The sequence below is a fragment of the Paenibacillus arenilitoris genome, from assembly GCF_014705655.1.
GTDB classification, from domain to species: domain Bacteria; phylum Bacillota; class Bacilli; order Paenibacillales; family Paenibacillaceae; genus Pristimantibacillus; species Pristimantibacillus arenilitoris.
Genome location: NZ_JACXIY010000047.1, coordinates 1 through 26,611, shown reverse-complemented (window position 1 = coordinate 26,611; position 26,611 = coordinate 1). Strand labels below are relative to the sequence as shown.

Sequence of the window (26,611 nt, the reverse complement as noted above, 5' to 3'; positions counted from 1 at the left end):
CCATGGAGATGCCTGCACCGAACGGGGGGTTCTTGAGGTGCAATTACCGCTTGCGGTCTCGTATATTGCTGTTTGGGACGACCATCCAACGTGAAGGGGAGGAGATTTCATGGCGAAGCACAGCCAAAATGAAGTCAAGGAAAGCCTGAAGGAACTGACGAGAATTTTTCAACCCAAGGACCCGCGCAAGTTCGTGAAAGATTACATTCGAAAGTATCGGATTACCGGTGGCTACGAGGATGAGCTTACTACGCTGGTGGAGAACGAATTAGGCAGGATGAACTCCTCGGTCGGCTGAACCGAATACAAGCGATAACCCGGCTTTGCCGCATGCGCCCCGCGCAGCGGCAGAGCCTTTTTGTTATTGCCTGGCGCCATCGGATGCTCTTGACCGGTACCTGCTCCGCCGCACAAATTCGTCAAACTCGTTCTGCATGCCCATCCTTCCGCGTGAATAAGTATAAGCATAGACAAATCTGACTGCATGCGCGCGGCGGGAACCGGACCCGCATGCGCTTACATAGCCGGATTTTGCTAAAGCATAGCCGAAGTCAATGCGAACGGTGCAGCTTGGGATACAAAAAACGATAGGAGGTTATCGCACAGATGGCGGTGGAGCTTAAGACGAAGGAACATATTCGCGGCATCCGCAAGGCGGGACGCATTGTCGCGGCATGCCACCAAGCGTTATCGAAACGGATAGCGCCGGGCGTCACCACATTGGAGATTGACCGTTTTGTCGAGCGCTTCATGCTGGAGCGAGGGGCCACGCCGGCTCAGAAAGGATACAAAGGCTATCCTTACGCCACGTGCGCTTCGGTCAACGAAGTCGTCTGCCACGGCTTTCCGGACTCGGTTCCGCTGGAGACGGGGGATATCGTAACGATCGACATGGTGGCCGACTTGGACGGCTGGAAGTCCGATTCCGCCTGGACGTACGCCATCGGCAAGACGACGGCCTCCATCCAGAAGCTGCTGCTGACGGCGGAGCAGGCGCTAATTGACGGCATTAAGCAGGCGGTGCCCGGCAACCGGCTCGGCGACATCGGCTATGCCGTCCAGTCGAGGGCGGAGCGGGCGGGCTTCTCGGTCGTGACCTCCTTCGTTGGCCACGGCATCGGCAAGCATATGCATGAATATCCGGAAATTATGCATGTCGGCATCCCCGGCCAGGGCATTACGCTCGAGGAGGGTATGGTCATTACGATCGAGCCGATCGTTACGGCCGGCCAGCCGGACGTCTATATCACGCAGGACGGCTGGACGGCAAGGACGCGGGACGGCGCTTGGGCGGCCCAGTTCGAGCATACGGTCGCGATTACGAAGGAAGGACCGGTCGTGCTGACGCGCTGGGAGTAAGTCGTCGTAAATGCCGTTAAAGATGAAGCGGATGAAATAAAAATTTATCTGAAATGAACAAGAAACAGCGGCAGACGAAGGCTTGAAAATCAAGTCTCGGACTGCCGCTGTTTTATTCGACCGACGTCTTCGTCAGGTCGAATTCCGACTTCCGTCCGGGCTTAATTCAACAGTTGCTTCAGGACGAAAGCTTTTGATTCCTTAGTAATGGAAAGCCACTCCGCCTTCCGCTCCGGTCCGATCACGACCCACTCGCGCATCGTGCGGCCCCGTCCCATCACGCAAGGCTCTCCCCGGCCGTCTGCAATCAAAGCGGCCACCTTCGACTCCGGCAGCTTTACGATTAATCGTTCTTTGGCGGAGAAGGCGAACATCTTGCCGCCGATCCTCAATTCTCCGGAGGCGCCGAAACGCTTCATTCCGCCCTCGACTGTAGCACGCACCTCCGGATCTTCGCAAAGGATGCGCACGATTTCTTCGTAATGGGACGATCCGCTCATCGCTTATCCCACCGGACGCACTTCGACGGCGCCCCGCCCGGCTGCCGGAGCAAGCGCCGCCCAGCGCGCAGCTTCTTCGGCGTCCGCAACGTCAAGGATGAAATATCCGCTAAGCGGATGCAGGGCATCCGTTCCATAAGCGCCTTCGCCCGAGTGGACTTGTCCATCGATAAGACGCACCGTTCTGGCCGTCTGCGGAGGCTGCAGCACGTTTCCCGGATAGAAGAGAACGCCAGCGTCCTTCATCGATTGGATGAAAGACATCCAACCCGACCAATATTGCTCCTTATGCGCTTCATCGGTTCTCGCTGCAAAGTCTTCCTTCGATTCGTAAGTCAGCATGATGAATTTCATTGTTAATCCCCCTCATTAGTAGTTGGTGCAGCAAAAGTATCGGGCCCCGGCTCAATCCCGAGCAAGACAAGCTTCAAGCGCGCCGTGTAATAGTTCCATCCGGCCAGGTGCTTGTGACTGCGGGGATCCGGCAGCCCGGAATGCTTCAAGACAAGCAGCGTTCCGTTGTCCTGCTTGTACAAGAGAACCTCAACGGTGCTGGATCCCGGCGGGATCGTATCCGAACCGATCCATCCCCAGGTGAAAAGGATTCTTTCATTCGGCTCCACTTCCACGTAATGTCCGGCAACCATGTCCCTCCCGTTGAAATCGATCCGCAAGGAGCCGCCTAACTTAGGTTCTAGCAGCACTTGACTGCCCATCCACCGGACCATCTTTTGCGGATCGGTAAAGTACGGGAACAAGGTCTCCGGCCGGCATTCGATGTAGATCTCCTTCATTACCATAAATGGTTCCTGCTTTTCAATTCTCACGCTGCCGCTCCTCTTCTTCGGCCGCCGCTTTCAACCGCAGCAGCGCGTCGTCCCAGACTCCGTCGATATAGGCCTTAATGTCAGTCAGACCCTCCCTCCTCAAACGATAAAATCTTTTCGTGCCTTCGCGCCGCACGGCCACCAGCCCGGAGTCGTACAGAACCTTGAGGTGCTGCGAAACGGCTGGTGCCGTAATGTCAAAGTGCGTCTCGATGGCGCTCGAGGTTAATTCCTGCTCATGCACCAGAGCAAGAATTTCCCGGCGCCGGGGTTCTGCCAATGCTTGGATGGTTTGCTGTATCATGCCTATAATGTAGCACGCACTTAATTAAGTGTAAACTTATTTTTCGTTCTGCTATACGGGATATCTTCCAGCGGAAAAAGCCTCATATCCGGGTATGAGGCTTCAAATGAAAAAAATCTGCGAAAATACAAACGGCGAGCGGCAACCGATCTTGCAGCCGGCGAGCGCCGAGGCGACCTACGGCCAAGCTCCCCGCTCGCCGCTAGTCGCCAATGCTTGCCAGCGTGTCTTTCAGTCCCTCGAGGACGGAATACCGGGGCGTCCAGTTCAGTGAGGCCGCGGCGGCCCGGTTGCTTAAGACGCTGTGGACAATATCGCCGGGCTGGGCGGGCTTATACTCGGGCGTTACCGTTCGGCCGGATAAACGGCAAAGCATATGAAGCAGCTCGTTGACCGAGGTCGACCGGTTGCAGCTGACGTTCAGCGTTTGCCGGCTTCCTGCGGTCAAGGCGGCGGCGTTTGCGCTGACAATGTCTTGGACGTAGATGAAGTCCCTCGTTTGGTTGCCGCTTCCGTAAATAACCGGCGTCTCGCCTCTCGCGAGCTTGTTCAGAAAAATCGAAATGACGCCGCCTTCCCCGGTTGGGTCCTGCCGCGGCCCGTACACGTTGGCGTAGCGCAGGATGGTATAGTCCAGTCCGTACAGGCTGGAGTAGGCTTCGATATAATGCTCCGGCGAATGCTTCGAAATGCCGTAGAAGGAAAGCGGCTTAACTGGATGGTTCTCGTCGACGGGCAAGTAGAGCGGCGTGCCGTAGACGGCGGCGGAGGAAGCGTAGATGATCTTGCGCGTTCCGTGGTTCCGGCAGTGAAGCAGGAGGGCGAGCGTGCCCAAAATGTTCGTGGCCGCGTCGGTAAGCGGCTGCTTGAGCGAAGTCGAGACGTCGATTTGGGCGGCGTGATGGCAGACGACTTCGGGCTTCCACGCCTTGAACAGGTCGCCGACCTGCGGGCTTAACAGATCGGCCTGAAGAAGGCGGGCCTGTGGGGGAATACGCCGCGCGTCGCCATGGCTCAAATTGTCCAGAACCGTTACTTCGTGTCCGGCCCGGACGAATCGCTCGGCAATATGCGAGGCGATGAAGCCCGCGCCGCCGGTGATGAGGATCCGCATCGTCACATTTTGCTCCGATAGTACGCTTTTAAATTTTTGACTGTGCCGTTCCAGCTGAAGTGCTTGACGACCCGCGCCCGTCCGCCCTTGGCGAGCTTCGCCGCCAGCGCCGCGTCCTTCATGATGCGCGCCATCGCCTCGGCGAAGGCGGACGGTTTCTTGTACGCCTTGACGAGCAAGCCGCTGCTCTCGTGCTTCACGACCTCGAGGATGCCGCCGCGCGCCGAAGCGACGAGCGGGATGCCGGAGGCCATCGCCTCCGAATTGACGCAGGCGAAGCCTTCCTTGAATTCGGTCGGGCATACGAAAATATCCGCCAGATGGTAGACTTCATGGACTTTATCCGGGGATATGTACCCGGTGAAATGAATGGGCACATTGAGCTCTTTGGCAAGCAGCCTCACTTTTCGTATATACGGCGTTTCCTTCTTCACGCCCGGCCAGGAGGCGCCCACGGCGACGATCGTGACCTTCGGATTATCCTTGCGAAGCTCCGCGGCCGCCTTCACCAGCGTGTGAAGCCCTTTGCGCGGGATGATCCTTCCGACGAAGAGCAGGTTGTAGGAGTCCGCCACGCCGTATTTTTTGCGGATTTTGGCTTTGTAGGCTTTGGACTGCGGCTTGAATTTGGCCGTATCGACGCCGAGCAGGATCGGCTTGAATTTGGCCGCGTGCGCGGGATATTTCGCTTTGAACGTATCGGCCAGGGCGGAGACGACGCAGGTGACGCCGTTCGCATGCTGAAGCACTTCGTTCCCCCTCTTGCTGGATAGCTGGGAGAGAAAGTGCAGGGAGTGAAGCGACAGAATGATCGGCGTTTTGGGGAACGCCTTGCGGATCGCGGGCAGAAAAGCAGGCCGGTTATCGATCTGGACGATATCGAACTTCTGCTTGGCCAGCTTCGCCATGACCGCGTCAATATACTTCGTCCCGCTCGGGTAGGGGAAGCGGACGTAGGCCGGCTTCTTGCCTGCAGCGGCGCTCGATGCGGGCAGCTTCGGGTGCGTGCAGCTGACCAGGGTGACCTGCTCCGTTCTGGCCATTCTCGTAAAAATGTTATCCATAACCGCTTCGACCGATCCGCCCTTGATCGGCGGGAGCGGCAATTTGTCCGGCGCAATGGCTAATATCTTCATCGAATACATCCTTTCGGCTATGAGGCGATCCATGTACGCGATATTGTATGTACGGCTATCCGCCATGAAACGGCAATCACCTAATCGGAGCGGGAAGATGCCGATTGGCCCAGGGGCTTGGAGAACGATGGACAGGAGCGGAGGGAGAGGCTCGTAATTTTTTCGTAATAGTTTTCTAAGGCTTTCGCAAGAGGTTCGTTCTTGTACGGTTAGCAAAGTTCGTTATGATGGTTGGCGAGAACGGCGATCAACGATAACGAATTTGGGAGGATACGAACATGAAAAAAGGAATTTGGGCGGTACTGCTGCTCGGGAGCATGCTGGCGCTTAGCGCGTGCAACGCGAACGGGAACGAGACGGGCGGGGAGAACATGAACGGAGGGAATGATGCCCAGTCCGAGATGAACGGGAACATGGCCGAAGACGCGATGGGCGGCGAGGACATGGCAGGCAACGAGATGGAAGAGGACGGGATGATGGAGGAGGATATGAAGGAAGAGACAATGGACGAAGAAGGCAAGATGGATGCGGGAATGGAAGATGGAGCGAAGAAGGACGGTATGATGGAAGAGGACGGTATGATGGAAGAGGGAGGAATGATGGGCGAGAAAGGGATGAAGGAAGAAGGAAAGTAACGTAGGCAATGAAAGCTGTCGACTTCTTATGTGTGCGCAGCAGGCAGGGCGGGGAGAACGTGCAGCGCAGCCGGATCGCCGATTTCTGCCAGATCGCAATGAAATCCCTCCGCCTGGCGGGGGGATTTATTGCGACAGTCGTAAGCGCGCGGCAACCGAGGTATAATGATGGTAATAGACGGGAAGCGGTAACAACAGCAAGGAGGGGCATGCGTTGAGCGCCAAAATTATCGTAGCCGACGATGAACGGAATATAACGGACGTATGCCGGCGTTATTTGGAGCGCGAGGGCTGGTCGGTCTGGGTGGCGGCGGACGGCGAGGAAGCGCTGCGGCTGTGGGAGGAGCATCGGCCGGACCTGCTCGTGCTCGACCTGATGATGCCGAAGCTCGGCGGGCTCGACGTATGCGACCGGATTCGCCAATCGGAGGAGACGCCAATCATTATGCTGACGGCGCGCGGCGAGGAGGCCGACCGGCTGCTCGGCTTGACGATGGGCGCCGACGATTACATGACGAAGCCGTTCAGTCCGCGGGAGCTCGTGCTGCGGGTCAAAAATATTTTGAGAAGAGCGGGCGCGCAGGCCGGCGCGTTCGCCAAGGAGCAGCCGTCTTCGGCGGACGGCGGCGAAGCGCGTAAGCCGATTCTTCTGGACGGATTGGCGATTTATCCCGAAGAGAGGCGGGTCATCGTCGGCGAAGAAGAGGCGGATCTGACCGCCAAGGAGTTCGACCTGCTCCATCTGCTGGCGTTATACCCGGGCAAAGTGTTCTCGCGCAGCCAGCTGCTGAACCAAATATGGGACGTCGCCTACGACGGCGATACGACGACCGTGACGGTGCATATTCGCAGGCTGCGGGAGAAGATCGAGCCTAATCCGTCCGAGCCGAGCTGGATCCGAACGGTGTGGGGAATCGGCTACAAGCTGGACGGCAAGGGTGCGGGCGGATGAAGCTGCGCACGTACTTGCTGCTGGCGAATGCGATCAGCATCGCTTTTATTATCATTTTGCTCCTGGCGTTCTACCGGTTTATGTTCCTGACCAAGGAGCAATTCCTATGGCTGACGGCGGCGACGCTGGGGGCGGGCGCGGTGTCGGCGCTGCTGCACTTCCTGCTGCTGAGGCCGCTTGCGGCATCGGTTCGGCGCGTGGGCGAAGGGGCGGAGCGCATTGCTTCGGGCGATCTGCAGGCGCGCATCGAGCAGGCGGGCTTGCAGGAATTCAAGCAGCTGGCCGAGCGGTTCAACCATATGGGGAGCAGCCTGGAGGAGAGCTTCCGCCAAGTGAAGGCGGCCGAATCGGCGCAGCGGGAGCTCGTCGCGAACATGGCGCATGATCTGCGGACGCCGCTTGCGTCGGTGCAGTCGTACGTGGAGGCGCTGGAGGACGGCGTCATCCAGGACGAGGAGACGTTCCGCGCCTATCTGGCCACTATTCGTTCAGAGGCCGTCAGGCTCGGCGAATTGATCCAGGATTTGTTCGAGCTGTCGACGCTTGACGCGGCGAAGAGAGAGCCGGAGGAGCTTCGGCGGTCGATTGCGGAGGATGTGCTCGTCGAGCTGCTGCCGCGGTTCGCGATGCCGCTCGAGGCGAAGGCGCTGCGCCTTCGGGTGGAGCTTCCCGAGCGGGCTTTGCGGCTGCGGATTGCGCCCCGGCATTTGCAGCGGATTCTGCAAAACCTGATCGAGAACGCAGTCAGGCATTCCCCGCGGGAAGGCGTCATTACAATAGCGGCGGAGCCATTGAACGGCGCGGATAGTGTCGTGAGGTTCGCCGTCGCGGATGAAGGCGAAGGCGTCCCGGCAGAGGAGAGGGAGCGGATCTTCGAGCGGTTCTACCGCTCCGACCGTTCCCGAAGCCGCGAAGGCGGCGGCGCGGGACTGGGCTTGTCGATCGCGAAGCGGCTCGTCGAGCAGTACGGCGGGCGGATCGGCGTCCGGGACGCCGGTCGGCGGGGGAGCGAGTTTTGGTTCACCCTGCCGGCGGCCGATCGCGCGGAGCTTGAAGGGAAGAAGGAGACAAGGGAGGCGGCTGAGGAATGAGCGGGTTGCTGGATCGCTTGCGCAAGGGGTATGGGAAGAAGCTTGTCTCGCTGCATGCGTGGAACGGATGGATCGTCGTTGTGCTCGCGCTCACGGGGCTTATCCTCGTCGGCGGGTTCTGGCGCGGCTTCCTGGGCGAGGGGCGGGTCTGGATCAAGTGGCTGCATATCGTCGTCGGCCTGGCGTCGATCCTTCCGGTCATCTATTATTTGCTGCTTGCGGGCAAGCATTGGAAGCAGCTGAAGCAGAAGCCGTGGCAGCGGTTCAATGTGCTCGTCGTGCTCGGGCTGCTGCTCGGCTGGTTCGTCTCCGGCGCGCTGCTGTGGCTGTTCAAGCTGGTCGGCCCGGGCGTCTCGAACGCCGCACTCGTCGCGCATGATTTGCTCACCTGGATCGGCCTGCCGTATATTATCTACCACTCGCTCACGCGGGTGAAGTGGCTGAAGGAGTCGAGCCGCCGCACGATCAAGAACGACGACCGGGCCGCGGCGGACGGCCTTCATCCCGCGGCGCCGCAGCCGGTATATACACGCCGAGCGTTCATACGCGGGGCGATCGGCATCGGCCTGGCGGCGACGCTCGGGCCGTCCTTCCTGAAGTGGCTCGGCAGCTCGCTCGGAAGCGTCGGCGGGAGCCAGACGATCGACAAGCTGATCGAGGAGAACGCCAACACGCTCGTGCCCGATCCGGTGCCGCTGCCGGCGTCGTCGCCGCCGATGGGCGGCGGGGCGCAGGGACATTTTCGCGTGTATACGGTGACGCCGATTCCGGCCTTCTCGAACGAGAATTGGTCGTTCACGATCGACGGGCTTGTCGAGAAGAGCTCGAAGTGGAACTGGGAGCAGTTTGTGGCGCTGAAGCGGACGGTGCAGGTGAGCGATTTTCACTGCGTGACGGGCTGGTCGGTGTATAAAAACACATGGGAGGGCATTCCGCTCAAGACGCTGCTGAAGGAAGCCGGGGTGAAGCCGAACGCGAAGACGGTGAAGTTCTACTCAGGTGACGGGGTGTACACCGACACGCTGACGCTGGAGCAGGCCGACATGGACGACGTCATGGTCGCGGTCATGCATGACGGCAAGCCGATTCCGAGCGACCTCGGCGGACCGGTGCGGCTCGTCGTGCCGAAGATGTACGCGTACAAATCGGTGAAGTGGCTGAACCGGATCGAGCTGATCGAAGGCGAGCATGTCGGCTACTGGGAAGAGCGCGGTTACTCGAACGACGCTTGGGTGTGATGGAAGCGGCATCGCGCTGAAGCTGCCGCTAAGGACGAGATCAGGGCGAGACTGCAAACCGGAGCTTACCATGCACCTGCCCTCCGAGAGGGGGCGAAATCGAAACGGTATGCGGAAGCTGACGGGAGCCGATTTCGTAAGGGAAAACGGATTGACGCCGGAGAAGAAGCTGTGGTGCGGGGCTGTGACGTCCGCTTCCGGCCCGGCCTATACTGGATTTCATCCAGTGTAGAAGCAGCAATGCGAGCGGATTGGCGGCTATAGTGGATTTCATCCAGCGAAAAAGGCTGCTTATCCTGGTATGAGGCCTTATACGCGTAAAGTTACTGCGAAAAATACAGGATAGGCTGGGAATCGTGCGAGATGCGCAAAAGTTACTGTACGAAATCCAATATAGATTGATCGTAGACGCAGGCATTAGACCGCGTCGATCGTGGATTTGGGGGCTGCGACAGGTTGCCGGAAGGCAGGCTGCCGCAGCTCTCTTTTGTCTTTTCGTCAAACCGCTCGCAGCAAGAGGTCGGGGGAAAGTCGTGTGAGGAGCCCTCGTCGGAACGGCTAGGCGAAGCCTCAGCACGATCCATCATGCAAGATTCGTTCCGCAACCACTCCTTTGTTTGTCCTTCAACTATGCTCGCCTATATAATAGGGATTAGGGTTGAACGTACAATTAAACGCGAGTATGGCCATAGAGAGGACGGAGAGCTGAATGAACAATATCGTATCGTTAAAATGGGTGCTGGCCCGCATGTACGAGCCGGACATCGTCATCGTCGATTGCCGCTTCCTGATGGGCAAGCCGGATGCGGGACGCGAGCTGTACGAGGCTTCGCACATTCCGGGAGCGGTCTATCTGGATCTGGAGAAGGATCTGTCTGCGCCGGTGGACGAGCATGGCGGACGCCACCCGCTGCCGGATATTTTCGAGTTGACGGTGGCGTTCAGCCGCGCCGGCATCGGCAATGAGTCGCGCGTCGTCGCATATGACGATCAGGGCGGCGCGATGGCTTCCCGCCTGTGGTGGCTGCTCAAGTACCTTGGCCACGAGCAGGTCTATGTGATGGACGAAGGCTTCACGGCTTGGACGAACGCGGGGTTCCCGGTCTCGGCGGAGCAGAAGGTGATCGTCCCGGCCAAGTTCCTGGCCACGGTCCAGCATAACATGCTGGTGGAGATGGATGAAGTGAAGGAGCGGCTCGGCGACGAACGCGTGACGCTGATCGACTCGCGCGAAGCGCCGCGCTATCGGGGCGAGGTGGAGCCGCTCGACAAGGTGGCGGGCCATATCCCGGGCGCGATCAACCGCTTTTGGAAGGACGGCCTGACGGAATCGGGCGCCTGGAAGAACGAAGCTGCGCAAGTCGAGCGCTTCGCCGACCTGGACCGCGACCGCGAGCTCATCGTCTACTGCGGCTCGGGCGTAACGGCGACGCCGAACGTGATTGCGCTTCAGGAAGCGGGGTTTAGCAAGGTTCGGCTATATGCGGGGAGCTGGAGCGATTGGATTAGCTATGAGGGGAACGCGGTGGCAACGGGGGAAGAGTAAGAGCCGAGAGGTCGTGTCGGACGCGGGTTTTGGGGCTGTGACAGGTTAGGAGGAAATGACCTGTCGCAGCCCTCCTTGGGCTTTTCTGTCAACAGCCTGCAAACAAGAACTCGACGAAAGCAGTTACAGAAACCCCGGAGCCAACCACAGTACGGCAGTCGGATCAGGATGCCCATCAGTCCAGCAACCGCCGGAGCCGAACGCAGGAACAGCAAGAGCAAGCATAGATTCAGCCACAGCATGGGTACTCGCTTGGCTTCTCTTGCTTGCTCTTGAATTATTATTCAGCCACTCCTCCTGCATGGCAGCGCTTTTGTTCCTGTTTGAGGTTAATAGTGGGCAAGATGGACAAAACCTCTGTCAAGATAGTAGACACATAATTTAACGATTTATTGCATTAAAGTAATATTGGTATTCAAAATCAGATGGTGTGTTGTACCCAATCGATGAATGAATACGTTCATTGTTGTAAAATACTTCAATGTACTCGAATATGCTTTTCTTGGCTTCCGCACGGGTTTCGTACTTGTTTAGATAGATGAGTTCTTTTTTTATGATGCTATGAAAAGATTCGATGCAGGCATTGACGTAGCAGTTGCCTTTGCGGCTCATGCTCCCGATCATGGAATAGAGCTTGAGCTGTTTCTGGTAATCGTGAGAGGCATACTGGCTTCCGCGGTCGGAATGGTGCAGCACCTCACCATTGGGCCGCTGACGGCCGTGAGCCTGCCTGAGCGCTTGCAGTACCAGTTCCTTCGTCATGCGGTCGCTCATGTGCCAGCCGATGATCTTACGGGAGTACAGATCCATCACGCTGGCAAGGTACAACCAGCCTTCTTCGGTCGCTACGTAGGTGATGTCCGTTACCCATTTTTCATTGGGCTTACGGGCCTTAATTTCTTGTTTCAGCACATCTTCTCCAGTCGGTACTCGGAGCGGTGTTCGTGGATGAAAGCAAATTTTACCGACGGTCTTTCGCGAAGAAGTGCATCGCCTTTTTTAAGATTTCGTTCTCCTCTTGTAGATCGCGAATTTGCTTTTGTAGTTCTCTGAATCGATGATCTTCGGACTTAAACGCTTGCGCCGCAACGATCTCCGGCTCACTGCCATACTTCTTCATCTATCCGTACAACGTGTTGTCGTTCACCTTCAGTTCGCGGGCGACTTCCGCCACCGGCTTACCGCTTTCTTTAATATGCTAAACCGCCTGTTTCTTAAACGCTTCGTCATACACAGGTTTTTTCATGTGACACAGTCTCCTCTTCTCTGCTGTTGATTCTAGTATAAACTGTGTCTACTATTCAGTCTAACTTCAAAATGAGTTTCAATTGTATGCCAAAAATCTGGTTGTCAATCACCTGTGGATAGAGGGGCAGCGCCGAAAAACAGGGAAGTGTCACGCCATACCAAGGACGCTGACTGTCACGAAGCAAGGAACGGCAGAGAACAAACCGGGGAGCATCTTGGCGGCAACAAGCTTGAAGAAGGTTCTTGGCCTTTCAGCAGACTGACGCAACGTTAGCAAGACGACTCCAAAAAACGGAGAACTCGCTGAGTCAGTCCCTTTTGCCGCTGTTCGCTAAGCGAAACATCTGACGCGGCGGTTTTTCCTGCGTGGACAAAAACTGTGGCTGCAGTTGTAACCTCACCAACGTTTTCCCGAAATACCTATTGTTATCGCGAATAATCACCAGACAATGTTAGCCATTATGCTTCGCAAAAGCTCAATACAAAATGGATGTGTTGTGGGCGTTTTGAAGTAGCTAAAATAATTATAAACGGGCATAATTTGAATTAAGTCACATATACCATTATGGCTGCTCCAAGGACAATAACGGACTTTTTTATTGACACGTTGTCAGAAGGAACTTTAGTGGTGGATATAGAAATATTTATTAATCAACCGTATGCAGCAGATTGAACCATTTAATAAGGGGTGAGTTAGTTGAGTACACTTGAACAACAACTAAACGAACAGAAGAGAAAAGTTGATTTTAATACATTTGATATAAGCGTAAAGGAAATTATCAGTATGGTTGGTGATGGCTTGATTGACATTGCTCCAGACTACCAGAGGCAATTTCGCTGGGAGCCAGAGAGACAATCCAGTCTTATAGAATCTATATTTCTTGGGGTGCCGATACCGAGTATATTCATGGCAACAAATCCAGATGGAAGCTGGGAGCTTATTGATGGAGTACAACGAATAAGTTCGATAATTCACTTTGCTGCGGAAGATGAGACAAGAGAAAAACTGAACCTAAAAGATTCCTTGGTTATTTCGGGACTTAAAAAGTTTTCTGAACTTAACGGTAAAAAATTTAGCGATTTAAGCAAGGCAATACAGTTAGCATTCGCTCTGAAACCTTTGAAAGTGACTACACTCAGTGATAAAAGCGATTTAGATGTGCGGTTTGACCTTTTTGAACGACTTAATACAGGTGGAATTAAATTGTCAGATCAAGAAATACGAAGCTGTATCTTCAGAGGGAAGTTTAATGACTTTTTAAAAGAGTTGGCTGGTAATGAGGACTTTAAACGAGTTGTTCGATTGCCCGATCCCAAAGAGAATGACGGAACAAGAGAGGAAATGGTTTTAAGGTTCTTTGCCTATTTAAATAATTACAGTGCTTTTGATCATAGTGTGGTTGATTTCTTAAACAGCTATATGAAGGGTGCCACAAAGAAGTTTAAATACAGTGAGAATGAAGATGTCTTCAAAAAGGTTTTTTATGCTCTTAATAAGGCTCTGCCTAATGGGATACGGAGAGGAAGAAGCACGACACCATTCAATCTATATGAGGCAGTTACAGTTGGGGCTGCATTAGCATTAAAGAATACCGGAACGATTCAAACCGATGGAATTGAAGAGTGGATCAAAAATGATGAGTTGACAGAGTTGACATCAGGTGCCACTAATTCAAGACCAAGAGTGAAAAGTCGAATTGAGTACTGCCAAGAGAAATTTGAGGGTAGGTAATGTTCCAACACGTTCAGAGAGAATCAGCCGCTCGATTAGTTCAAGTTAGGGAATATTTGAATCATATAAAGAGTTATGGGACAGAGCACACGCTTACTATAGAACCTTCTTACGTTTTAGCTCAGCGCGGGCTCTTCTTCGTTTACCTTTATGGAGTTGTGGAATATACTGTGAAGAATACAGTGTCAACATGTATCAACGAGATTAATAATCAGAGTTATAAATATATAGATTTAAAACCACTTTTGTTTAGTCTGATACTTGATGGGGATTTTAATGCTTTATTCCAAATAGGATCAGACAAAAAGTGGGAAAAGAGATGGAAAATTCTTTCAAGCATTTCATCTGAGGAGATAGTTAACATAAGTAATAACCTCATGCCTACAGATGGGAAAAATATTAGGTATGCTCAACTTCAAAGCATTTGGAAGAGTTTCTGTATTGAAAAACCAATACTACCAAGAGTAGATTCTGGTGGTATTTTGAATGAAATAGTAGAGAAACGAAACAAAATCGCCCATGGAGAAGAGACGCCTGAAGAAGTGGGCAGGAGATTTTCATTTGATGATTTAGAAAGAAGATTTGAAGTAATAAGTGAACTTTGTTCATATATTATTGCTGTTTTTGAAGATTACTTGGTCGAAAAGAAATATATCAGAGAACAGTAGTGTCAACAACATGCCAACAGGCTGCAAACAACAATGTTGTAGCCTACTTAGGTCCCTCCGGGTGCTACCTTGTGATCGTTGCACATGGTCACTGACATATCATCGGGGGCATTCCCGCCGCGCTGATCGGAACCCCTACTTTTTCGGCTTGGAACTATTTAAGCATAGGGGTTCGTGGAGGAGTAAGAAGCTGGAGCGATTGGATTACGTATGAGGGGAATCCAATTGCGACGGGGGATGAGGAGAAGGATTAGGCTGGAATATAGTATAAAATTGAAGTACATCGCTCATGTGGCGATGTACTTCTTTTCGTTGGGCATAGAGTGTCGAAGTAAACGCGAAAAATCAACACGCTTTCTCTGAAAGTACTTTTAGGAAACCCAGAATTGAAAGTAAGATCGATTAACATCGATTCAACAACCGTTGTACAAAAAGGGAGAAGATCAGAATTTCACACTGTGCTTCTTACAAATTATGCTATAATAAGACAAGCACATAGAACGGCTTGCAAGGGTGGTCGGCTACCTCTCAGTGAAGGGAGGGATGCCCATGGAGGTTAAAGATGCTTTGACGTTGATGATCGGTTTTGGTGCGCTTATTGTAGCGCTGCTGACGCTGATTGTTGCCATCGTCGCAGCAATTAACCAAAAGAAATAGACCGCCCCCCTGCAAGGTCAGCGGTCTATTTCTGATCGCAATACCGAAGCCGACCGCCTTTGAAGCGGTTTACTGTGCCAAGGAGTCGTGTTGGTCGCACGGCTCCTTCTTTAGTTTTATTATAACTATCCCTGTTTATACGTGCAACAAGGAGATTATATGAGCGTTGCTCAAAATGAATAATTTGAAAAGAGGCGGTATCGTTGAGAGCGTTCATTGTTACAGGATCATCACGCGGATTAGGTCTGGAGATTTGCAAACAACTGATGAAACCCGACCATTTGATCATTTGCATAGCCAGGAATTATAATGATTCGTTGGACGAACTTGCCGCTCAACAGGGCTGTACCATACATTTCGAGAAATTTGATTTACAAAATACAGAGGAGATTCCAGCTTTCATTCATGGAATACTGAACTGGATTCCGGATGAAGGACTAGAGTCGATTACATTGATTAATAATGGAGCTCAAGTGACTCCGCTTGGTCCTGTAGATGGCTTCTCGGCTGAAGAAGCTGTAAGAAATGTGCACATCAACTTGTTGGCACCGATCGTATTGACCCAGTCTTTATTGCAACAAACGGAAAAGTGGAATATTCATAGGACCATTGTCAACATTTCTTCGGGTTCAGCTAAACAGCCGGCAGCGGGGATGAGTATCTATTGCGCTACCAAAGCGGCGTTAAATATGTTCACCTCTTGCATACAGCTTGAAAAACATAAAGCGTTAACGATATATACGGTTGATCCGGGGATGATTGACACCGATATGCAGGCTGTAGCTCGCAACGAAGCACGGCTACCCATCGCTTCCTTTTTCAGGGAAGCCAGGGAAAACGGTACATTAAAGCAGGCACGGGATGTTGCGAAAAAAATTGTAAAAAGAGTATTGACTCCATAGGGAGTTAAATCGAAGCTACCGGTCAACCGGTTAATTATGCTGGAGTCAGGAGTTTTCTAATTGTTCTTTTATTTGGTTAACTTTCAATTGCCCTTCCGATTCTAACGCTTCAAAAGCTTGATCTAACGTCAAATCTCCATGAATGACTTGCTCGAATAGAGTTTGACCATATTCTTTAAACCCATTAACAATATCATAGTGGACTTTTTCATAAGGATTAACATAATATTTCTTCGGTTTTAATGAAAATAACGGTTTCAAGTCTTGTCCAGTAATTGGAGCCAATAATTCAACATTAGCAGGAATTCCATAATTCATAATCGTGTTCTGGTTTTTTTTATAATATTCGATGTCACTCACAATAAACTTAATAAATTTCCAAGCCTCATCTTTATGTAAAGAACCAAGAGAGAGCCCATATATTTCGTTGATCTGGTAGTAGTCTGAGGAGCTAGAATCTACTGAACTTACCGGCACGGTAACCATTCCCCATTGAATGGGTTTCATTCCGTATTGTTGGACAACGTTATCAAAATTATAAGCGGTTGTTTGTCCAGATAATTCCATTGCTGATCTGCCGGTTATAATGGGTGAGTGTTGGAAGGTATCGCTGCTTCCTTCCTCGGCGGCTAATATTTTCCCGCTTCGGAAAGCTTCAATGATGTATTCGCCAATCGCTTTCCATTCATTCGTATTTATTGTAAGTTCGAGCGTATTTGGGTCTATAAATGCAAGTCCTTCTGTTTGTCCTGCTCTTAGAAAACTTGCAAATGCTATATGCTCATAGTAGTTTGTACTGTAACCGTATATTCTCTCGCCTTGAGAGTCTGTTTCAGGAAACAACTGTGCAAGATTGAATAGTTCCTTCCAAGTCATACCGTCGAAGGGATAAGGGATTTTGTATGTATCAAATAATGATTTATTGAAATAAATAACATGGCTTTGAAATGCTGGGGCGAGACCAAACAGTTTTTCATCGCTTTTAGACCTAATCATGGTAGTTGTGATTTCATTGATATTCATTTCTTTTTGCTCGCTGCTTGTAAAATAGGGAGTAAGTTCAGATAAGTAACCCAGGCTCGAAATTTTTTCGTATTCCTGTAGATTCCTCATAAAAATAATATCTAACGAAGAGTCATCATTCTCTTCTACCTGTCGTTTCTCGATTACTTTAATCTTGATATGAGGATACCTGGCTTCAAATGCAAGACCCACTCGTTCATAAAACATTTTCTCCGATGGATAGTTAATCGTAAGGGTTATCGGTTGCTGTTTCTCAGACTGCTGACATCCTGCTAGTAGATTGACAAATATAAGGGCAACCCCCATCAAACAAAACTTCTTGTTCATTCAATCCTCCAAAACATTACCTGTATTTATATGTAAAAACAGGCGGGGCTAACCCCGCCATCTAAATTACCAAGTGGACGAAGAATAAATCTGATCGCTCTTTGTACCATCCGTGTAATATGAGCGAGATGCTACATTGAGAGTATGGCTTTTGGCGCTGTCTAGTCCTTGTTTTATCCACTCAGCGCTAGGATTTCCTGACACGACATCATCAGAAACCGTTTTTGTTCCAGTTTTGAGCACCGCATTCAAATTGATTTTTTTAAATCAAGATGAAGACTTTGTGTGTATGCCTCTGCTGTCACGGTTGACCCGCCTAAAGAAGATAACATAGAGTTAACCGAGGCAGTGGGATCGACAGCAGCAAATGCAGGCATAATTGCAAAACTACTAGCAAGAGTCAACGCCATGGATGTCAAAACAAGTTTTTTCTTCACTCTAAAACACTCCTCAAACAATTTATATGTATAACGGGCGCGCTCCGTTGATACTTAAAGAACTATTCCTTTGCTAATTCCGAAGCCTTAGCCTGAATAGAGTTCAGAACTTCTTCAGTTGAAACAGACTCTGTTAACAAACGCTGCAACCCTTCTTCCCCTATTTGCAAATATTCATAAGGAAGCATCTCTTTCTTTTGAGGTTTTAGCTTAAACAATGCTTCTTTAAATGGATTTGTATGACTGCTATGCTTTGTATCTGCTCCGTAATGTCCCGAGAGACGGTCTAATTCAATCGATTTGCCTGACATTAAAAAGTTCAGCCATTCTTTAGCGGCATCATGATGAGGAGACGTTGCCGATATCGCATAAAAACCGTCCGCATACATTTGCTTCGTAGCTCGGTTTCCGTCTTCTGCTACTGGCGCAGTAACGATTCCCCAATCAAAGGTTGGATTTTTCCTGCTTAACTCGATATACTGTCTATTAGTAATAAGCGACATTGCCGTATTTCCTTCCAAAAACGTGGATAAGAAATAATCTCCTGTTTTTATTACGTCTGTCGTTAATGCCATATGTACGCGTTCCCATATCTTGCTCCAAGGTTCGGTATTATATGAAATAGATAGAGGGTTAGCCCGATAAATAGAAAGATTATTGGTTTGACCAATTTCCCAAATAAGTTCAAATCCGCTTTCCATCGGTACCGTTAACCCGAATCCTTGGAACTGCATAGCTAAATCAATAAATTCGTTCCATGTCAAATAGTCATCTGGATAGGGAATCTTATATTGGTCGAATATTTTTTTATTGAATATTATGGATCGCCCTTCTACTCCGGGAGGAATTCCATAGACTTCTCCTTTTCCGTACAATTTCGATAATTCAATTGCGGTTTTATCAAAGGATTCCATAGATAGGTCAGACTTCCAAGCCGGACTATCTAAATGCACGAGTTTATCTCTTTCTACAAATTGTTCTAACTGCAATCCAGGAGCATAGATAATGTCGAAGTTATTTCCTTTCATCCATTCGTCAATATCTATGGTTCCTTTTATTAATTCAGACGTTGGCACAATTTCATATGTTAAGTTCGAAAATTTGGCATCATTCTCTATTAAACTGGCATATCGATTTTTAAAATTTTGTTCCGAGAAATAAGCGATGCGGATGGGGGTATCCAATTCCAATAATTCTTTTTCTTCACTATTCGTACAAGAGGCTAATAACATTACGATTAGCAGTAATAATAACGCTCGGTTCAACAATAAAAACACTTCATAAACCTCCAATATTCTTTTTAACTCCAATATTTACTCTCTTTGATAAAAACTGACAATAAGTGTATTTTAAAGTCCATCGCAGCTAGATTCAAGAGTTTGAGCACGAAAAAGCGATTGGTATTTTCCGAAGCTACTTTTGCGTGAACTGTAACCATTACGCGGGCCGTGACGCAGGGCTGGCATTTCGAAGCCGCTATATAAGGTTGATAGAAACCCTCATGCAGGTAAAATAAACCTTGCAGAGTATGATAATAGTTCTCAATGGAAGCGAAGGCGCAGCTCCAGGAGAAATTCGGAAGTCAATCGGCGGCCTCATTGTCCCTGGAGGTGCTTGCCGGCCTGGAGGCCGATCATCTGTTTATTGTGAACACAAGCGAGGAGAGCAGGGACGATCTGCTCGCTAATCCGCTGTGGGCAGGCATTCCGGCCGTAGCGAACGGCAACTTCTATGACTTCGACAATCGGCGAAGCTGGCTGTATACCGGCACCATTGCCAACAGCAAAATGATCGACGATGTGCTTGAACGCATGCTTGGCAAGGCCTGAGTTCCGCTAGAGACTGATTGAAAGATTAAACTTAATCGTGAAGGTTTCGACTGCGATAACAACATTGAACAGACGAAAGATTCCCACTTGCATGAAAGTGGTACGATTAGTAAGAATAAACCACTTTGAGAGGGAGTGCGGCTGGTGAAGCTTAATCATGTGAACCTTACGGTAACGGACGTTGCGGCGGCTCGGGCGTTTTTGCAGAAATACTTCGGATTAAAAGTCGGGGGAGAACGCGGGAATGCATTCGCAGCGCTGTTTGATGACGATGGGCTCGTGCTCACTTTAATGAAAGGCACCCAAGTCAGCTATCCGGCTACGTTTCATATCGGTTTTGTGCAGGAGAGCGAAGAGAAGGTGAATGAGATCAATCAACGCTTGAAGGACGATGGCTTCGACGTCGCGCCGCCGCAAAGGGCGCATGGCTGGACATTCTATGTTGAGGCTCCGGGCGGTTTTACGGTAGAGGTTCTGGCTTAAATAAGAACAGCCTAACTGTGCAGATAACGGAGTATGGTGTCATTAATATGAAGTTTCTCGCACAAGGAGGTATCATGAATATGAATGAAATAAGAGAGCTGGCACCGGAACAACGCGAAGAACTGCTCCGGGCATTGAAGATACGTTTCGAGAAAAACATGAACCGCCATGAAGGCATGGAATGGGCTAATGTGCAGGAAAGGCTGGAAGCCAGTACGGATAAACTGTGGTCGCTCCATGAAATGGAAAGTACCGGCGGCGAACCGGATGTCGTTCGTCTGGATGAAGAGACGGGCGAATATCTTTATTATGACTGTTCGGCGGAAAGTCCCAAAGGCCGCAGAAGCGTTTGTTACGACGGCGAAGCCCTTGAGTCAAGGAAAGAACATAAACCGAAAACCAGCGCTATCGAGATGGCGGCTGCCATGGGCATCGAGCTGTTGACGGAAGAACAGTATCGGGAGCTGCAGAAACTTGGTAAATTCGATACGAAAACATCGAGTTGGGTGAAAACGCCCCCCGAGATTAGAGAACTCGGCGGCGCTATCTTTGGCGACTTCCGCTACGGCAAGGTGTTCGTGTATCATAACGGCGCGGAATCCTATTATGGTGCCAGGGGGTTCCGCGGCTCGCTCAGGGTCTGAAAAATAGCGGATCATCTAAGTTTGACGCTCATGCTAGGGAGCTGGCATGGGCTTATTTTCGCGGTCTAACGATGTGTAATGAATCGAGCAAGGGAGGTTGTATTCGACGGATGATTTGATTGAGATTTCGAAGCGCGGTGAGCTGACGGTGCAATGAAGCGCAATTTTAAATACTAATCCAGAGCCGATTCCCACCGGCAGTCGGTTTTTTGTGCTCAAAATACAGGTGGAGAACGGTGTAAAGTTGATTTAAGAAATTCATTGCCTATATCCCGTGTAATTCCAATGATATCCTAACCTTAGATCAGATGCGCACCTGATGAATACTAAATGAAAAATGGAAAGGGAGATACAACGATGGGCAAGGACCATATTCTTAAATCTATGCTCTCCGACAAGGTAAGCATGACGCCGAACGGATTTATCGCCGATCAATTGACACCGGAACAGTTTGTAGCTTGCCACGAGATGTTCTTTGACAAGATCTTGGAAATTCATTCCTCCGATATAACGGGGGTAGAGGGCTATGGCGAGTTTGACGAGGAATGCAAACCGGAATATGGCACCTGTGAGGAGTTTGTGATCGAGACATTCGCAGAACATCAAGAGGGGTACTGGTATAATTGGAAGGAGATGTTCGAGACAACCGTGCTTGAGCGTGAGTTTTTCGAACAATACATGCACGAAATGAAGGAGAGAATTTCCTATTGCGAAGGAAAACGTTATTTGGTGAATAACAATACGTTTTTCGAGATTATGATCACGGACGGCAAGACGACGGCCGGGTTCCCTGATTGGAGCAGATCCGGCGTCTGCGATTTCCTCATCGACTTTGCCATAATGGATTTGAATAAGCCGTATTTGCGCATTCCGGAATTGTTGTTTGAGTACTGCAAGAAAAGAAGCATCGTCATACCGGATTTCCAGGAGAGATTTTTATGTATGGCTTATTATAAAGGGATCGATGTCTTGCGTTGGCATGCATCGATTGACGACACGGAGTCCTGCGCGTCCATCATGAAATCCGTCAGCGAACTGAAAAATCGCATATACGCCTTGTAGATGGTGATACGATGAAATATGAGAATGCCGGTGATATCATCCCAAAGGAACTTTTGAAGGAAATCCAGAAATACGCGGCAGGAAAACTTCTTTATATCCCCTCCGGGGAGGGGAAAAGGGCTTGGGGCGAAACGTCCGGCTTCCGCCATCAACTGCAGCAGCGCAATCGCATGATTCGCAATAAATACGCTCATGGGCTCACGGTTTCGGAGCTTGCGGACGAATATTTCTTATCCTTGGATTCCATTAAGAAAATCATTTATTCGAAAAATCACGATAAGGCTCTAACCTATTCTCCGACACTAGAATCAGCTGTACATTATGCGAGTGCCGGGATGATCGAAGAGTGGGTTCAATGCTACTTGCTGCTTACTCGGGAAGCTGCTCCCACTGCAAACGATCTCTTGAAGAAAGATTCTCTCTATTTCGGAGTCGTTAAGTTTCCATTGCGCCTCATCCAGCGCGAAGATTGCGATATCGGGGACAGTTTTGCAGGCGAAAGTGATATTGAGACATCCCCGCCAACACCGCTTCTTATTCAATATGACGAAGGAAAGTTTTATTGCATCGCGCAGCTGGAGTTGTTGGCTTTATTAAAACAGCGCAAAATAAACGCTTATCCCACCATCATCGTTTTGAGAGGAAATGCCGAGTATAAAAGATTCATGAAATACTATGGACATGTATTTATTTATGTTGATAAAGCATGATTAATGGCCATCCGATAAGGATGGCCATTAGCTTTGCCGTTACAGGCAGCGCGGTCTTATCAGAAGGCGCCGAAGCGGCTGCCTGCGGCCACGCCCTTGGGGGATATGCGTTCAATCTCTGCCAGATCGTCGGCTGTCAGCTTCACTTGCAGCGCGCCAAGGTTCTCTTGCACGCGGTCCAATCGTTTCGTTCCCGGAATCGGCACGATCTGCTCGCCTTGCGCCAGGAGCCAGGCTAGACTCAATTGGGCCGGGGGGCAGCCTCTTTGGGAAGCCATTTGCTCAATCAGCGAGACGACTTCAACGTTCTTGGCGAAGTTCTCGCCTTGGAACCGCGGGAAATAGCGCCGATAGTCGTCTTCCGGCAAATCCTCGAATTTCTTGATCTGACCGGTCAGGAAGCCGCGGCCAAGCGGGCTGTAAGGGACTAGGCCGATACGAAGCTCCTTGAGAACCGGGAGCACTTCATCCTCCACTTCCCGGCTCCAAAGCGAATATTCGGTTTCGACCGCGGTAATCGGATGAACCGCATGAGCTCTTCGGATCATATCGGCCGGCGCCTCCGACAAACCGATGTATCGGATCTTTCCTTGCTTGACGAGATCGGCCATCGTTCCGACCGTTTCTTCGATGGGGGTGGGGGTCGGGGCGATGCTGGTAATAGAGATCGATGTAATCCAGTCCCAGGCTATAGAGACTGGCATCAACGGATTTCTTGATGTAGGCGGGATCTCCTTTCGGACCTTGACCGTGCGTGATTCCGAATTTGGTGGCGATAACGGCCTCGTCGCGCCGGCCTTTAAGCGCGCGTCCGACAAGCCTCTCGTTTCCCCCGAACCGCCCGAGCAGGTACTCCGTCCCGTAAAGGTCGGCCGTATCGAACATCGTCACGCCCGCATCCAGCGCTCCCTGAATCGTACGAACGGATTCATCGTTGTCAGGCATCATCATCGTTCCGAGGCCGATGGCCGACACTTCGAGTCCTTCGTTCCCTAGTTTTCTTAATTGCAGCATAGGGTTCCCTCATTTCCGGCTTTAGGATCGTTCGAGCATGAGCCCATTCTAATCGATCCTTGCCGAGACAGCCACACAACGCTTTTGCTAGTAAAAATATTAACGGCCAGCATCCGGATCCTCTGTAACCGGTGTGTAAACGCAGATGTGAATATCCGGCCGGCCGGACAGATTCACCAACGAATGGATATCATAAGGAACGGGTTGACGGACACCTGGTAGCTGTAAAATAATCCGGTTTACTTTTTTGGTCTGAATGTCGTACTGTCTCCAAATTCGTTCGAACTCGGCGCTGCTCCGGATAAGCTTCTCCACCGTCGCCTCGTACCAAGGATCATCCCGGTGCTTATCGTAGTAAGTTCGGAACACGGCCACCGAATACCTCGAGAATTGTTCTATATTCACGATGCGACGGCGCATTTCCGTATCTTCAAACAACAACCGGATGAAATAACGTTCTTGGACGGGAATGGAAGCGAAGTCGGCAAACATCTCTTGGGCTGCCTTGTTCCAAGCGAGAACTTCGCTCCTCTCGTTGGTGATATGGGAAGGGTAAGCCAGTTGATCGATAATCTTCTGCATCTGCGGATTCATGGCGGCCGGGCCCGCAAGAGGTAGCTCGGATGCATGAGGATTCCATAGCTGATATAAGTGACTCTTCTCGGCAGGAGATAATCGGAGCGCTTGGGCGATGCTGTCGATCACGTCTTTGGATGGGATTAAATCCCGTCCTTGTTCCAGCCACGTATAGTAGGTGACGCTAACGCCTGCCAGTACGGCGACTTCCTCGCGCCGCAGTCCGGGCGTTTTCCTTGGCCCGTTGGCGAACGTTAGACCCGCATCCTCCGGCGAAAGACGTTCCCTGCGCGATTTGAGAAACGCGCCCATAGCTTTTGCTTTGCTGTTCGTAACCGTCACAGACGATCCCCCCCTGAAGGTTGATAACAAATCATCGCTGTAGAATGACGATAACATTTTACTAGCTAACCTATCGCTTGTCTAACCAACTGGAAGCCTCTACCTTTCAATGCATTCTGAATAAAAGAAATAATTCCAGCAAATGGTCTTCGTATTCAAGCGCGAATATGATATATGATGGTTCAAAATTAAACAATAATTCATTTACTGATTATGCAGTAATGCCTTCATTCAATTTAAAAGTAAATGAAATAGTTGAATTGAATTTTGTTTATGATAGAGGCCGGCTGGGCTGGCGAGGATCTTTTTGTAGTAGGGCTCCCGCCAACCAAACGCGGAAAACGTACGCTAAGCATAAATTAGGGAAACATTGCGTACTGAAATTGCGATGAGAATTACTGGATACACGAATGAAATTGGAAATCAACTGAAGCAGTAAGCACTAACCGATCTTGACTGAGATAACACATGTTAAGCCATTAGCTAGCGGCTTCCCATCGTGTGTTGTTTCCTTCTATCTATTTCGGCAATTTAAAAACCTATTGATAGGCCCTGTACCAGCGAAACTGACACAGACTGCACATTCTCTGTTTATTCGTCATTTTCTGCATATCCACACAGTAGGTAAGAACCATTTACCCAAGAGTAAATATAAGGTATTACGGTAAACATGTTCATAATTAAACCAAAAATGGGAGAATTATGTCTGAAGTTGAAAGCAGGTTTATCCTTAATGTTGATATTGTCTCTATTCTTAGGTTTATCAAGTTCTGTATTTGCAGAGGAAATTGTAACACAGACGTCTAATGAAAAAATTGAAAGTGTGCAGTATTTTACTCAGAAGGAAAACCAAGTGTATTCTGTCCAAATAAACGAGGAGCTGAAAGGTAATATAAATGATGTGCTAAAATCTAATCCAGAAGTAGCCACAGAACTTAATACTCAAATTATCAATAATGAAATTTCCCCAATGTCAATTGTACGAAATCCAGGTTGGACCTATTACCTTATACGTGAGGACTTTGAATATACTGGTCAATCCAATTTTGTTATGGATGTTGGTCCTCGTACTAATGAAACTTTCTTGATAAGTGTTGCAAAAGGTAAAACTCTAACTAAAACAAGTTCCACAACAGTTACGGGAAGTTTGACGATTGGAGGAGAAGCTGGACTTCAATCACCGATAGCTAAAGTAATTAGTTTACAATTCACCGGATCAGTGACGGGAACCATACAAAGAACATGGGGAACAACTATAAGTTTTACTGGTCCAGCGGAATCTAGCAGTTATAATTCAAGAAACTATTATGGTGGAATACAGTATGATAGTTTAAGAGCATATGTAGATATTACCAAAGTGTACCAAGCGTTCGACGCGCAAGGTAACAACAGGGGGTATGTATATGACACGCCAGTAAACGTATATGTGGATGCTGTTAAAGTACCAAAGGCTATTGAATGGAGTGTTGATGTTAAGTACTAATAGGGAGTTGTTATGAATTTGCGTTTTCTTTCCTTTGTGTCTATCATTTCTCTCTTCATTATTGTAGGTTGTAGTAATCGATCTTCTGAAATTTTACAGACTACTAACTTTCAACTAGACCAATCCAATATTAATTTAGTGGAAGTCAAATTGAAATCAGTTATAATGGAAGAGGACGCAAGGACATATACTGGCGTAGAGTATGGGATTGTAGCGACGTTAAATAATATTCCAAAAGAGTCCATCGACCAAATTGGATTTAGTATTCTGTTTAAAGGTGAAACAAAAGAAATTTATGGACAAAGTGGTACGGGGGCTGTGAAGGGTTATTCTATAATCGAGGAAGAACACTCCAGTCTAAAGATATTTGTACCTATTATTCAATTTGCCAGCCATTTAAATTTATCAGATCAAGAGTATCTAACAAGCACCATAGGTAAAGAGGAAATACAGGTACAAGTGTATTTTAAAGATGAACCTATGTTCTTTCTTGAAATTTCAGAGTAAATAAATAAGACAATCGTTTCTTCATTTATGGGAGGAACGATTGTCTTATTTTATTCAGGGATACCGCCAACAAAACCTTACTGGGTGTTTTGTAGTTCCGGGTTCGATTCGTGTCCAATTCTCTTTCGGAACGAGGTATTCATCGAAGTCTTTATACTGACGACTGCCGACAATGGATACGTCACCGGAACGACGGCCAGCGATTACTTGGCAGAACGTAAGCTTAGCGTACGTTTCCGCGTTTGTTGGCGGTACCCGATATAGA

General features: G+C 49.8%; 27 protein-coding genes and 3 pseudogenes. 18 read left to right on the top strand and 12 right to left on the bottom strand.

Annotated features, from left to right (window positions below):
* Window positions 1-109 precede the first annotated feature (109 nt).
* Window positions 110-298: a hypothetical protein gene (locus tag IDH41_RS27910; protein ID WP_190867059.1), complete on the top strand. Its 189-nt coding sequence runs from the start codon at window positions 110-112 to the stop codon at window positions 296-298.
* Between the two features lie 308 nt (window positions 299-606).
* Window positions 607-1,359 carry a type I methionyl aminopeptidase gene (gene map / locus IDH41_RS27905; RefSeq protein WP_190867057.1) on the top strand — a complete coding sequence of 251 codons (753 nt, stop codon included), beginning with the start codon at window positions 607-609 and terminating at the stop codon, window positions 1,357-1,359.
* Window positions 1,360-1,520: 161 nt separating this feature from the next.
* Here the strand turns inward: map and IDH41_RS27900 are convergent, their stop codons facing one another.
* The 6 genes from IDH41_RS27900 to IDH41_RS27875 all read right to left on the bottom strand — a co-directional run bounded on the left by IDH41_RS27900 (window position 1,521) and on the right by IDH41_RS27875 (window position 5,240).
* Window positions 1,521-1,859 carry a hypothetical protein gene (locus IDH41_RS27900; protein WP_190867056.1) on the bottom strand — a complete coding sequence of 113 codons (339 nt, stop codon included), beginning with the start codon at window positions 1,857-1,859 and terminating at the stop codon, window positions 1,521-1,523.
* 3 nt (window positions 1,860-1,862) lie between these two features.
* Window positions 1,863-2,213: a YciI family protein gene (locus tag IDH41_RS27895; protein WP_190867054.1), complete on the bottom strand. Its 351-nt coding sequence runs from the start codon at window positions 2,211-2,213 to the stop codon at window positions 1,863-1,865.
* A 2-nt stretch (window positions 2,214-2,215) separates the two neighbouring features.
* Window positions 2,216-2,659, bottom strand: coding sequence for an SRPBCC family protein (locus tag IDH41_RS27890; protein ID WP_190867052.1), 444 nt, complete (start codon window positions 2,657-2,659; stop codon window positions 2,216-2,218).
* A gap of 16 nt (window positions 2,660-2,675) precedes the next feature.
* Window positions 2,676-2,990, bottom strand: a complete 315-nt coding sequence (locus IDH41_RS27885) for an ArsR/SmtB family transcription factor (protein WP_190867050.1) — start codon at window positions 2,988-2,990, stop codon at window positions 2,676-2,678.
* A 202-nt stretch (window positions 2,991-3,192) separates the two neighbouring features.
* Entirely contained in the window at window positions 3,193-4,104 is a 912-nt protein-coding gene (locus IDH41_RS27880; protein ID WP_190867079.1) for an NAD-dependent epimerase/dehydratase family protein, read from the bottom strand.
* Between the two features lie 2 nt (window positions 4,105-4,106).
* Window positions 4,107-5,240 carry a glycosyltransferase family 4 protein gene (locus IDH41_RS27875; RefSeq protein WP_223830128.1) on the bottom strand — a complete coding sequence of 378 codons (1,134 nt, stop codon included), beginning with the start codon at window positions 5,238-5,240 and terminating at the stop codon, window positions 4,107-4,109.
* Between the two features lie 278 nt (window positions 5,241-5,518).
* Between IDH41_RS27875 and IDH41_RS27870 the strand changes: the two genes are divergently transcribed.
* The 5 genes from IDH41_RS27870 to IDH41_RS27850 all read left to right on the top strand — a co-directional run bounded on the left by IDH41_RS27870 (window position 5,519) and on the right by IDH41_RS27850 (window position 10,702).
* Complete coding sequence (locus IDH41_RS27870) at window positions 5,519-5,875, top strand: hypothetical protein (protein WP_190867048.1); 357 nt, start codon at window positions 5,519-5,521, stop codon at window positions 5,873-5,875.
* 214 nt (window positions 5,876-6,089) lie between these two features.
* Window positions 6,090-6,827, top strand: coding sequence for a response regulator transcription factor (locus IDH41_RS27865; RefSeq protein ID WP_190867045.1), 738 nt, complete (start codon window positions 6,090-6,092; stop codon window positions 6,825-6,827).
* Entirely contained in the window at window positions 6,824-7,918 is a 1,095-nt protein-coding gene (locus IDH41_RS27860) for a sensor histidine kinase (protein ID WP_190867043.1), read from the top strand. The genes IDH41_RS27865 and IDH41_RS27860 overlap by 4 nt, the downstream gene beginning before the upstream one ends.
* Window positions 7,915-9,156 (top strand): molybdopterin-dependent oxidoreductase, encoded by a 1,242-nt coding sequence (locus IDH41_RS27855; RefSeq protein ID WP_190867041.1) that lies wholly within the window; start codon window positions 7,915-7,917, stop codon window positions 9,154-9,156. Before IDH41_RS27860 ends, IDH41_RS27855 begins: the two co-directional genes overlap by 4 nt.
* A 709-nt stretch (window positions 9,157-9,865) precedes the next feature.
* On the top strand, window positions 9,866-10,702 hold the full coding sequence (locus tag IDH41_RS27850; protein ID WP_190867039.1) for a sulfurtransferase: 837 nt from the start codon (window positions 9,866-9,868) through the stop codon (window positions 10,700-10,702).
* A gap of 381 nt (window positions 10,703-11,083) precedes the next feature.
* On the opposite strand, the pseudogene IDH41_RS27845 reads toward IDH41_RS27850, so the two are convergent.
* Window positions 11,084-11,897 (bottom strand): annotated as a pseudogene (locus tag IDH41_RS27845) (IS3 family transposase).
* 750 nt (window positions 11,898-12,647) lie between these two features.
* Here IDH41_RS27845 and IDH41_RS27840 point away from each other — a divergent pair.
* The 4 genes from IDH41_RS27840 (at window position 12,648) to IDH41_RS27825 (ending at window position 15,909) form a co-directional block, all read left to right on the top strand.
* Complete coding sequence (locus IDH41_RS27840) at window positions 12,648-13,682, top strand: DUF262 domain-containing protein (protein WP_223830127.1); 1,035 nt, start codon at window positions 12,648-12,650, stop codon at window positions 13,680-13,682.
* Entirely contained in the window at window positions 13,682-14,350 is a 669-nt protein-coding gene (locus IDH41_RS27835) for an MAE_28990/MAE_18760 family HEPN-like nuclease (protein WP_190867037.1), read from the top strand. Before IDH41_RS27840 ends, IDH41_RS27835 begins: the two co-directional genes overlap by 1 nt.
* Window positions 14,351-14,899: 549 nt before the next feature.
* Window positions 14,900-15,007 (top strand): putative holin-like toxin, encoded by a 108-nt coding sequence (locus IDH41_RS27830; RefSeq protein ID WP_190867035.1) that lies wholly within the window; start codon window positions 14,900-14,902, stop codon window positions 15,005-15,007.
* A 203-nt stretch (window positions 15,008-15,210) separates the two neighbouring features.
* On the top strand, window positions 15,211-15,909 hold the full coding sequence (locus IDH41_RS27825) for an SDR family NAD(P)-dependent oxidoreductase (RefSeq protein ID WP_190867033.1): 699 nt from the start codon (window positions 15,211-15,213) through the stop codon (window positions 15,907-15,909).
* Between the two features lie 45 nt (window positions 15,910-15,954).
* Here IDH41_RS27825 and IDH41_RS27820 read toward each other — a convergent pair whose 3' ends face one another.
* From IDH41_RS27820 to IDH41_RS27810, 3 genes are all read right to left on the bottom strand, one after another.
* Entirely contained in the window at window positions 15,955-17,259 is a 1,305-nt protein-coding gene (locus IDH41_RS27820; RefSeq protein ID WP_190867032.1) for an ABC transporter substrate-binding protein, read from the bottom strand.
* Between the two features lie 248 nt (window positions 17,260-17,507).
* Window positions 17,508-17,696, bottom strand: a complete 189-nt coding sequence (locus IDH41_RS27815) for a hypothetical protein (protein ID WP_190867030.1) — start codon at window positions 17,694-17,696, stop codon at window positions 17,508-17,510.
* Window positions 17,697-17,758: 62 nt separating this feature from the next.
* Window positions 17,759-18,973, bottom strand: a complete 1,215-nt coding sequence (locus tag IDH41_RS27810; protein ID WP_190867028.1) for an ABC transporter substrate-binding protein — start codon at window positions 18,971-18,973, stop codon at window positions 17,759-17,761.
* A 267-nt stretch (window positions 18,974-19,240) separates the two neighbouring features.
* Here IDH41_RS27810 and IDH41_RS27805 point away from each other — a divergent pair, with 267 nt between their 5' ends.
* The 5 genes and pseudogenes from IDH41_RS27805 to IDH41_RS27785 all read left to right on the top strand — a co-directional run.
* Window positions 19,241-19,525 (top strand): ABC transporter substrate-binding protein, encoded by a 285-nt coding sequence (locus tag IDH41_RS27805; RefSeq protein WP_190867026.1) that lies wholly within the window; start codon window positions 19,241-19,243, stop codon window positions 19,523-19,525.
* A 144-nt stretch (window positions 19,526-19,669) separates the two neighbouring features.
* Window positions 19,670-20,008: a VOC family protein gene (locus IDH41_RS27800; protein WP_190867024.1), complete on the top strand. Its 339-nt coding sequence runs from the start codon at window positions 19,670-19,672 to the stop codon at window positions 20,006-20,008.
* Window positions 20,009-20,088: 80 nt separating this feature from the next.
* Window positions 20,089-20,652 carry a DUF4256 domain-containing protein gene (locus tag IDH41_RS27795; RefSeq protein ID WP_190867022.1) on the top strand — a complete coding sequence of 188 codons (564 nt, stop codon included), beginning with the start codon at window positions 20,089-20,091 and terminating at the stop codon, window positions 20,650-20,652.
* 357 nt (window positions 20,653-21,009) lie between these two features.
* Complete coding sequence (locus tag IDH41_RS27790) at window positions 21,010-21,714, top strand: hypothetical protein (protein ID WP_190867020.1); 705 nt, start codon at window positions 21,010-21,012, stop codon at window positions 21,712-21,714.
* 11 nt (window positions 21,715-21,725) lie between these two features.
* Window positions 21,726-21,983: pseudogene (locus tag IDH41_RS27785) on the top strand (CD3324 family protein); the annotation flags it as partial.
* A gap of 500 nt (window positions 21,984-22,483) precedes the next feature.
* On the opposite strand, the pseudogene IDH41_RS27780 reads toward IDH41_RS27785, so the two are convergent.
* Window positions 22,484-23,435 (bottom strand): annotated as a pseudogene (locus tag IDH41_RS27780) (aldo/keto reductase).
* A 102-nt stretch (window positions 23,436-23,537) separates the two neighbouring features.
* Window positions 23,538-24,356 carry a helix-turn-helix transcriptional regulator gene (locus IDH41_RS27775; protein ID WP_317890830.1) on the bottom strand — a complete coding sequence of 273 codons (819 nt, stop codon included), beginning with the start codon at window positions 24,354-24,356 and terminating at the stop codon, window positions 23,538-23,540.
* A 712-nt stretch (window positions 24,357-25,068) separates the two neighbouring features.
* Here IDH41_RS27775 and IDH41_RS27770 point away from each other — a divergent pair.
* A complete protein-coding gene (locus tag IDH41_RS27770) occupies window positions 25,069-25,839 on the top strand; it encodes a hypothetical protein (protein ID WP_190867016.1) in 771 nt (256 codons plus the stop codon).
* A 12-nt stretch (window positions 25,840-25,851) separates the two neighbouring features.
* Complete coding sequence (locus tag IDH41_RS27765) at window positions 25,852-26,346, top strand: hypothetical protein (RefSeq protein ID WP_190867014.1); 495 nt, start codon at window positions 25,852-25,854, stop codon at window positions 26,344-26,346.
* The last annotated feature ends 265 nt before the right edge of the window (window positions 26,347-26,611 follow it).

Coding starts and splice junctions, on each gene's coding strand:
- IDH41_RS27885 (WP_190867050.1), bottom strand. CDS start 2,990: ATGATACAGCAAACCATCCAAGCATTGGCAGAACCCCGGCGCCGGGAA.
- IDH41_RS27890 (WP_190867052.1), bottom strand. CDS start 2,659: ATGGTAATGAAGGAGATCTACATCGAATGCCGGCCGGAGACCTTGTTC.
- IDH41_RS27895 (WP_190867054.1), bottom strand. CDS start 2,213: ATGAAATTCATCATGCTGACTTACGAATCGAAGGAAGACTTTGCAGCG.
- IDH41_RS27910 (WP_190867059.1), top strand. CDS start 110: ATGGCGAAGCACAGCCAAAATGAAGTCAAGGAAAGCCTGAAGGAACTG.
- map (WP_190867057.1), top strand. CDS start 607: ATGGCGGTGGAGCTTAAGACGAAGGAACATATTCGCGGCATCCGCAAG.
- IDH41_RS27765 (WP_190867014.1), top strand. CDS start 25,852: ATGAATTTGCGTTTTCTTTCCTTTGTGTCTATCATTTCTCTCTTCATT.
- IDH41_RS27790 (WP_190867020.1), top strand. CDS start 21,010: ATGGGCAAGGACCATATTCTTAAATCTATGCTCTCCGACAAGGTAAGC.
- IDH41_RS27900 (WP_190867056.1), bottom strand. CDS start 1,859: ATGAGCGGATCGTCCCATTACGAAGAAATCGTGCGCATCCTTTGCGAA.
- IDH41_RS27855 (WP_190867041.1), top strand. CDS start 7,915: ATGAGCGGGTTGCTGGATCGCTTGCGCAAGGGGTATGGGAAGAAGCTT.
- IDH41_RS27830 (WP_190867035.1), top strand. CDS start 14,900: ATGGAGGTTAAAGATGCTTTGACGTTGATGATCGGTTTTGGTGCGCTT.
- IDH41_RS27850 (WP_190867039.1), top strand. CDS start 9,866: ATGAACAATATCGTATCGTTAAAATGGGTGCTGGCCCGCATGTACGAG.
- IDH41_RS27880 (WP_190867079.1), bottom strand. CDS start 4,104: ATGCGGATCCTCATCACCGGCGGCGCGGGCTTCATCGCCTCGCATATT.
- IDH41_RS27860 (WP_190867043.1), top strand. CDS start 6,824: ATGAAGCTGCGCACGTACTTGCTGCTGGCGAATGCGATCAGCATCGCT.
- IDH41_RS27875 (WP_223830128.1), bottom strand. CDS start 5,240: ATGAAGATATTAGCCATTGCGCCGGACAAATTGCCGCTCCCGCCGATC.
- IDH41_RS27870 (WP_190867048.1), top strand. CDS start 5,519: ATGAAAAAAGGAATTTGGGCGGTACTGCTGCTCGGGAGCATGCTGGCG.
- IDH41_RS27805 (WP_190867026.1), top strand. CDS start 19,241: ATGGAAGCGAAGGCGCAGCTCCAGGAGAAATTCGGAAGTCAATCGGCG.
- IDH41_RS27820 (WP_190867032.1), bottom strand. CDS start 17,259: ATGAACAAGAAGTTTTGTTTGATGGGGGTTGCCCTTATATTTGTCAAT.
- IDH41_RS27795 (WP_190867022.1), top strand. CDS start 20,089: ATGAATGAAATAAGAGAGCTGGCACCGGAACAACGCGAAGAACTGCTC.
- IDH41_RS27835 (WP_190867037.1), top strand. CDS start 13,682: ATGTTCCAACACGTTCAGAGAGAATCAGCCGCTCGATTAGTTCAAGTT.